The sequence below is a fragment of the Halalkalibacter wakoensis JCM 9140 genome (genome assembly GCF_000513095.1).
Lineage (GTDB): Bacteria > Bacillota > Bacilli > Bacillales > Bacillaceae_D > Halalkalibacter > Halalkalibacter wakoensis.
On sequence record NZ_BAUT01000121.1, the window covers coordinates 1 to 5606 of the forward strand.

General features: G+C 39.9%; 4 protein-coding genes. All 4 read right to left on the reverse strand.

Going from position 1 to position 5606, the window contains the following annotated elements; genetic code table 11:
• Window positions 1–133: 133 nt before the first annotated feature.
• The 4 genes from JCM9140_RS21325 to JCM9140_RS21340 all read right to left on the reverse strand — a co-directional run bounded on the left by JCM9140_RS21325 (window position 134) and on the right by JCM9140_RS21340 (window position 5079).
• The gene (locus JCM9140_RS21325; RefSeq protein ID WP_052002471.1) at window positions 134–994 is read right to left on the reverse strand and encodes a transporter substrate-binding domain-containing protein; all 861 of its coding nucleotides are present in this window, start codon (window positions 992–994) and stop codon (window positions 134–136) included.
• A 370-nt stretch (window positions 995–1364) separates the two neighbouring features.
• Complete coding sequence (locus JCM9140_RS21330) at window positions 1365–3056, reverse strand: methyl-accepting chemotaxis protein (RefSeq protein ID WP_034751481.1); 1692 nt, start codon at window positions 3054–3056, stop codon at window positions 1365–1367.
• A 360-nt stretch (window positions 3057–3416) separates the two neighbouring features.
• Window positions 3417–3971: a DUF2179 domain-containing protein gene (locus JCM9140_RS21335; RefSeq protein WP_034751482.1), complete on the reverse strand. Its 555-nt coding sequence runs from the start codon at window positions 3969–3971 to the stop codon at window positions 3417–3419.
• A 463-nt stretch (window positions 3972–4434) separates the two neighbouring features.
• Window positions 4435–5079, reverse strand: a complete 645-nt coding sequence (locus JCM9140_RS21340) for a hypothetical protein (protein ID WP_034751483.1) — start codon at window positions 5077–5079, stop codon at window positions 4435–4437.
• Between the last annotated feature and the right edge of the window lie 527 nt (window positions 5080–5606).

Sequence of the window (5606 nt, forward strand, 5' to 3'; positions counted from 1 at the left end):
TCTCGGCCCTACCTCTATTTCCCGCAGGAGTCGAGTGACTTCCGCTCCATTTCACTATGAGAAAAAACTTTCTTCACAGCAACCTTGCGAAAAAAGGTGAGACCGTAACAGTCACACCTTCTTTCTTCATCTATTACTCTGCAAAATAGGTATTGTAAATGTCGTCGTATGTGCCGTTTTCCATGATTTCAGCAAGACCTGCATCAAAAATCTCTAGCAAGCCTTCCGCTCCTTTTGAAACAGCAATTCCGTAATCTTCCCCAGTTAGACGATCGCCAATGATACGAACATCAGAGTCATCACCATCAAGGGCAATTTTGTATGCCACACTTGGATAGTCATTGATCATCGCATCACCGTTTCCAGAAATGATCTCCATGTACATCGTTGCATCTTCTTGAAGAACCGTTACATCGCCGTTATACTCTTCAGCAAACTCTCTTGCTTTTTCAAGACCAGATGTACCTTGCTTGGCAACAAGCTGCGCACCTTCTAAATCTTCAACACTATTAATCTCACTGTCTACTGGAACAACTAAAGATAAACCAGATTCAAAGTATGGTGCTGTAAAATCAACCACTTCTGCACGATCTTCACGAATCGTAATCGCAGAAACCGCTGCATCTACTTGATTGGCTTGCAATGCTGGAATAATTCCGTCAAATCGCATAATTTCCCAGCTTATTTCTAAACCTTGGTTTTCAGCAATTGCTTCTATGATATCAATGTCAAAACCAACTAAATCGCCATCCACTACATATTCAAATGGAGGGTAGTCTTGTACGACCGCCACACTAACTTCACGTACTTCTTCAGGCTCTGTTGCTTCCGCAGCATCCTCTTCTGTACCTTCTGTTTCAGTTTCTTCTGTAGCTGGCTCATCCACTTCTGCTTCACCTGCAGAGGATTCTTCAGCCGTTCCACAAGCAGCAAGCATCGTCACAAATGCCACCATCAATAACGCCATCAACATTTTTTTCAAACTACTATTCAATTTTATAGCCCCCTTTTTTTATATACCAACTTTTTTCCTACGTAAGATAACCTGACCCATTAAACTTTATATGTATTTAAAATTTAAAGCAAATTCTGTAAATTATGGTATTCACGTGTAAAAAATGGTTACTTACAGTAGGCGCTTGTCATGTCTTTCATCATCCAAAATGCTCCTGAATAGAAAAAGATGCTCCTGATTCGATAAGATTCTACAAAAAGAGTGGGTCATGGGGACAGGTTCCTTGACCCAGTTTTCGGGATAAGAACCCGCCTGTTTCTTATCCAAATGCTCAAAAACAAAAAAGAGCCTCGCCTTAAACTCTCGGCTGACTCTTGATTGCTGGGAAAAGGTTCCTGTCCGAAACCACTTAATACTTAAATCGATTTACAATTGTCTTTAACTCCTCTGCCATAGAAGCTAGAGCTTCTGCTGATGAGCTTATTTCTTCCATTGATGCTAGTTGCTCTTCTGTTGAGGCAGCTACTTCTTCAGAGCTTGAGGAGTTGGCCTTGGCAAGCTCTGATATTTCTTTTGCGGAGACTGACACCTCATCTATATTCGCAGAAATCTGTTGAACGGTTGCTGTCACGTCTTCAATTTGTGGCGTAATGTTTTTCGTACTCGTTAATATTTGAGTAAACTTATTGGAAGTTTGTTCGGATACTTTTACACCTTTTTCGGCATTAGCCATCACTTCTCCCATGATTTGAACGGATTCTTCCGTATCATTCTGGATCACTCTAATTAATTCGGCAATCGTTTTTGTTGATTCCTGTGATTGTTCTGCTAATTTTCGAACTTCATCTGCCACCACAGCAAAACCTTTGCCATGTTCTCCCGCTCTAGCAGCTTCAATTGCTGCGTTCAATGCTAATAAATTCGTTTGATCGGCAATTCCGCTTATCACATCTAGAATTTTTCCAATTTCTTGAGAGCGCTCTGAAAGAGAACCGATAACTTGATTGGAACGGCCAACCGAATCGTGAATAAACCTCATTTGTTTTAAGTTTTCTTCAACAAAACGGTCTCCTTCCTCTGCTTCTGTTGTGGTCTGCCTTGATAGTTCTGAAACAGCTGATGAGCTGTTGGAAATTTGAGTGATCCATTGACGGATAGCGCCTAACGCCTTTGTATTACTCTCAAGTTTTGTTGTCGTCACTTCTGCACCACCTGCTACCTCTTGAATTGATGAGGCAACGGCTTCTGTTGCCTTACTGGATTGCTCAGCACTAGCATTTAACTCTTCGGCAGAAGCTGCAACATGTTCGGAACTATTGGCAATTCCCCCGATCATCTCACGTAAGTTGTTGGTCATTTGTTCAAACGACTGATTTAAGAAGAAAATTTCATCTTTGCTTTTTAGCTTTAATGTTTTTACATTTAAATCTCCCTCAGCAACCTGCTTCGCAATTCCCCCTAATCTTACAATTGGTCTTGAAATTAAGATCGAAATCACTATTCCACTACCTATTGCAATTAATGTTGCTAAAATACTCAGCACCAAGACTTCTGCCAAGCCAGCTGCAGATGAACTTTTCGTTTGTTCTGTTCGTGGTTCAAGAATGTCTTCCTTTAACCAATGGTGTAAAGACTGGGTCTCCTCCGTCAAACTTGTACTAATTGGGACAATCTCTCTTAAACCATCAGCTATCGCTTCTTCTTTATTTGCTACAGAATCATTCATGATCTCATTTGAAGCTACTTTAAATGCATTATTTGCCACAGCTATTGCATCTAATCGATCTATTGTCTCTTGCAATGTAGATAACTGTTTTCCTTGCTCAATAAAAGAATCAATTCTCGCATTTGTTTCATTAAGTAGATCTTTATAGCTTTGATCACCGTATAGCATATAGGCTCGGTAGTAGCCCACCTGCAAAGCATTATTCGTTTGAATCGACTGAGCCACAGATCTGATCTCAGATACTGTTTCAATTAGATAATCATACGATTCATTTGTCTTTTTCATATTCTGATAGGACAGAAACGAAGCTAGTCCGAAAATGATTGACACGATCAAAAAGCTTCCAATAAGTTTTTGTTTAATTGTGAAATTCATGGTAGTATGTCTCCTTTTTTTAAGTGAATAAGAACCCCTTGCACCTTATAGGTATTTAGAGCTATAAATAACTTAATCACTCTTACATTTAATCATTAATATACCTAAATAGGATAATTTTACTATTAAAATAATACCACAACCAATTCCTCAAATATACTAACCGAACATTATTCAGAATAGTGGATCTTGTAAGCGTCTCCTCTAACTGTGGGTCACAGGGGCGGGGCCGCATCATCTTCAAGAAATTGGCTGTTTATGGTCCGAATGGTTCATTTGCTGTCGAGTTTGAGCCATTCATTATCAGCCCCCCTCGAAATAGACATCAAAAAGGGTCAGGGAACCTGTCCCCCTGACCCGCTACGAAACGCGAGCTTCTCGCTTATCACGTTTCGCTTTTCTTTTTTTCATTGCTTTTGTAATATACCCACCTTTAAAGTTACGAGGCTCATACGAAATAATAAACGCATTCGGCTCGTATTGACTGACAAGCTGGATAAACTCATCCTCGCGATCGCGTCTAGCCGTACAGTCTAAACGGTACCTACGAGCTTGGTGCATGCCTTCTACTTCTGAGGCCGATACGCTAAACCCTTCATCACGGAGACGGCTTGTTAATTCATCATTACGATTCATAATATTCACTTCAATCGATACATAGCCAATCGCTAATTTTTGCTCAATAATTTGACCAATATATACACCAATACCGAAACCTAACGCATAGGCAACCATATTTAAATAATTCGATAAATCACTAAACACGATTCCAAGTGCCACCACATAGATGATCCCTTCAAGAATCCCGAGAGCCGCTGCTTTTTCTTTCATTCCCTTGACCATCATGATCGTTCGCAGTGTTAAGACGGGAACAAATAACAGCTGGGCAACGAAAATAATCAATGCTTGAAGCATCGTCTCACCTTCCTTCTAAAAATACTCAACTCATGTAGTGTAACAATGTATAGTAAGCGGGGCTAGTGATTTGGAGTAATTGGTAAAATCTTTTTGGGTGGGTCATGGGGACAGGTTCCTTGACCCAGTTTTAACACAATAAAAAAGGAACCAAAGCGGCTAAACTTTAGTTCCGAATAGAGAAACTGTGATGTTTTTCTTCACAAATTTTATTAATTTAACTAGTATCTTAACAAAAAGGACAATTTCCCCTCTTTATAATCGCTCTGCTATTGGAAATCGACTTACCATTTTCGATTTATAGTCGACTTACGGCCATTTATTGTCCGGTTTCAAAGATTTATTGTCCAGATCCAGCCATTTATTGTCCGCAAACCACATTTTATTGTCCAGCCACGCCACGCGACATCCTGATTCCGATTCAAACAAAAAAAGGGACAAGGTACCTGTCCCCCTGACCCAATTATTGCGCGGCTTCGTAGACGAACCACGGGATCGCTGTTTTTGCGAAATCACTTAACTCATCAAAAACGCCCATTTCACGTAAATAACTGTTCGAACGATTTCGAACCGCAGCTTGCATTCGAATGGAGGACATTTTTTTTCGATTAACAATCCCAAACATTTCTGCGGTTTGTTTGAGTCTTGTTCCTTCTCCAATGGCGGTTGATTGGTTCGGAAACAATAAATTATGGAATCTGTGAAAAAAGAGGTGTGGCTTCAAACCACCGTTTGATTCGACGAAAGCAAACAAATCGCCTTGCAAATTAAGTTCTTCTACTTTCGGCAACCATTCACTTGCCCTCTCTCCACAAAACCGTAGCTCTATCAACTGTTTCACTTTCATTCTTGTCTCTGGTAATTCCATAAAAGCAATGAAATTCGGCTGCGCCACTGCAGCTGATCCAGATGCAGCAAAGTCTTTCAAACCACTAATTAAAAATGACGTTTCAAATAAAGCGTCATCTTCATCCTTTACATAGCGTTCGCATCGAACTTTAAACTTTTTCATAACGTCGTTTCCTTTAATAAGGAAATCCTTATCCTTTTCACAGTACTCTATAAAAAGGTGATAACCTGCCTTGACTAACTGATGAGAATCACTCATTTATCCAGCCCCTGTCTGTCTTTTTGAAAAAAAGACTACTTCTATCATAAACTACCTAGAAGCAAATTACCAATCGAGGTCGGACGAACAAGTTCCACCGCCCCTTTTAGTGACAAGTTTATTTTTCATTCAGGGCTTCTGAACTAGTTGCTATAACAGAATATATACTTGAAAAATTCTAACAAAACCTATAAAAGAATCTTCTCCATTAAACAGAAAAAAGGGTCAAGGAACCTGTCCCCCTGACCCACGTTGACCCATTCTTGGTCTGGTTCGTGGATAAGTTGTGGATATGTAACCGTTTTCTTTAGTGGTATTGGCCTCTTGCCTGTGGGTAAACGCTCAAATGTGGAAAAAGCCGTGCATAAACAGTAGGTTATTCACTTTTTTGTGAGTTTACTAGGGTGTTTTCGGAAGTTCCCATGATCTTTTATCCACAAAAATGGCAGGTTTGTAGAGAAATCATGTTGTTATTGTCCAGTTGCGTCTATTTATTGTCCAGTTCGACTGATTTATTGTCCGGTTGT

Excerpts from the sequence above, each read along its gene's own strand:
- JCM9140_RS21340 (WP_034751483.1), bottom strand. The coding sequence starts at position 5,079 with ATGAGTGATTCTCATCAGTTAGTCAAGGCAGGTTATCACCTTTTTATA.
- JCM9140_RS21330 (WP_034751481.1), bottom strand. The coding sequence starts at position 3,056 with ATGAATTTCACAATTAAACAAAAACTTATTGGAAGCTTTTTGATCGTG.
- JCM9140_RS21335 (WP_034751482.1), bottom strand. The coding sequence starts at position 3,971 with ATGCTTCAAGCATTGATTATTTTCGTTGCCCAGCTGTTATTTGTTCCC.